Source organism: Moorena sp. SIO4E2, assembly GCF_010671945.1.
Classification (GTDB): domain Bacteria; phylum Cyanobacteriota; class Cyanobacteriia; order Cyanobacteriales; family Coleofasciculaceae; genus Moorena; species Moorena producens.
The window spans coordinates 1-1,304 of record NZ_JAAHIE010001274.1 but is presented as its reverse complement, the minus strand read 5'-3'; the positions used below and the strand labels follow the sequence as shown (position 1 = coordinate 1,304).

Here is a 1,304-nt window from a genome sequence, read left to right as displayed (position 1 = left end):
CCCCTCTTTGTCCCACCGCCTAAGAGTTGAGATCGAGACTCCGAGGTGCTCGGCTGCCTCTTTTGGAGTGACATATTTTTTCATTGACCGTGAACCTTACTAAATCTAGTATACTTAACTTTAGTAAGGTTTGCTAAGGCTTAGTAATATATCTGGCTAATAGTTACACCTCCTAAGAATTTTTCCAGCTAAGACAGCAGCACCAAAGCCATTATCAATATTTACTACTCCTATGCCTGGTGCGCAAGAATTCAACATGGTTAACAGGGGTGCCATACCACCAAAACTGGCTCCATAGCCGACACTAGTAGGAACGGCAATAACTGGACAATCGGCCATGCCAGCTACCACACTGGGTAATGCTCCTTCCATCCCAGCTACGACAATTAAGACATCGGCCTCGGCAATCACCTGTCGATTATTCAGCAAGCGGTGGATACCAGCTACCCCCACATCCCAAAGGCGCTTGACCTGAAACCCACATAATTCAGCAGTTACTGCGGCTTCCTGAGCTACTGGTAAATCGGATGTGCCCGCAGAAATTAGACTAATGATACCGGCATACTTAGGTTCGAGCTGAGATGGTGCGATCGCACAAATCCGAGCTGTGGAATAATACTGTAATTCTGGGACTTTTGACTCTAGCTCCGTTGCCACCTCTGGTGTAATCCGTGTGGCCATTACTACTGGATTCTGCTGGCGCATTACTGCCATAATCTGAGCAATTTGGTCAGGGGTTTTTCCCTCTCCCCAAATTACCTCAGGAAATCCAGTTCTTAAGGTGCGGTGGTGGTCAATTTTGGCAAAATCACCCACTTCTTCGTAGGTAAAATCCTTCAGTTTATCTAGAGCAACAGTTGGGCTAAGGTCACCAGCCGCAACTGCTTCCAGTAGAGATTTTAATGCTTCGGGTTGAGTCATTTTAAGGTTATCAGGTTATTAGGTTGAAGGTTTAAGGTTATCTGGTTATTTAGTTTAAGGTTGAAGGTTATTAGGTTTAAGGTTATTAGGTTTAAGGTTATCCGGTTTAATATTTAATGTTTCCGGTTGAGCTACGATTTATAGTTGATAAGTGCGTAGGGTGCGTTAGGGGGGGATTGCCATCATATTCAACTTCGTAGCCAGTCGCCCCGTAACGCACCACGGGGTCAAACACCAAAAATGAGATGGGTGTGGCTCTTTTGGAAAGACGTTTGGTCAGGTTTAGAGAGGTATCGGAAGAGTAGGAGGAGCAGTAATAGAGCAACGAGCTTGAATTAGTCGTTTCATCAAAGGAAGGCCATCTTTGTACAAAGACAAGTGAT

3 protein-coding genes are annotated in these 1,304 nt (G+C 45.1%); all 3 read right to left on the bottom strand.

Annotated elements, in window-relative coordinates; genetic code table 11:
* Positions 1 to 84: MerR family DNA-binding transcriptional regulator (locus tag F6K37_RS42895; RefSeq protein WP_287257282.1), on the bottom strand; the 84-nt coding region annotated here is incomplete at its 3' end.
* Between the two features lie 72 nt (positions 85 to 156).
* Positions 157 to 921 (bottom strand): nickel pincer cofactor biosynthesis protein LarB, encoded by a 765-nt coding sequence (gene larB, locus F6K37_RS42890; RefSeq protein WP_287257281.1) that lies wholly within the window; start codon positions 919 to 921, stop codon positions 157 to 159.
* A 106-nt stretch (positions 922 to 1,027) separates the two neighbouring features.
* Positions 1,028 to 1,304: hypothetical protein (locus F6K37_RS42885; protein WP_287257283.1), on the bottom strand; the 277-nt coding region annotated here is incomplete at its 5' end.